Origin of the sequence: Paraburkholderia madseniana, assembly GCF_009690905.1 — a bacterium.
GTDB classification, from domain to species: Bacteria; Pseudomonadota; Gammaproteobacteria; order Burkholderiales; family Burkholderiaceae; genus Paraburkholderia; species Paraburkholderia madseniana.
The window spans coordinates 1-455 of the sequence record NZ_VOSW01000327.1 but is presented as its reverse complement, the minus strand read 5'-3'; the positions used below and the strand labels follow the sequence as shown (position 1 = coordinate 455).

At 61.5% G+C, this 455-nt stretch carries 1 protein-coding gene; it reads right to left on the bottom strand.

The features are described 5' to 3' along the window. Positions 1–455, bottom strand: a 455-nt coding sequence (locus FSO04_RS46050; RefSeq protein ID WP_154568043.1) for a transposase, incomplete at both ends; no start/stop codon positions are given.

Here is a 455-nt window from a genome sequence, read left to right as displayed (position 1 = left end):
TCGAGTGCGGCCTGCGCTGGCTCTTTGCCCGTGTATCCCTGATCGGCAAATGCCACCTTGACCGTGTGTCCCGTTACCTGCTGGACCTGACGCGCAAGCTCTGCTACCTGCGCACGCTCCTGCTCATTGGCCGGTGTCACATGTACCGCCAGCAACTGTCCCAGGGTGTCCACCGCAATATGGACCTTGCTGCCGCGCTTTCGCTTATAACCGTCATAGCCCGCGCGTGGTCCGCTCTCGCAGGTCGACTGTATCGTGCGGCCATCCAGGATGACCGCGCTGGGCTGTCCTTGCCGTCCCTGTGCCACGCGTATCACCGAGCGCAAGTCGCTGACCATGTGCTCAAAACAACCTGCCTGTAACCAGCGTTGGGTCTGCTGATACACCAATTCCCAAGGTGGGAAATCATTGGGCAGCATCCTCCACGGTGCGCCGGCCCGAGCCATCCAGCGCAA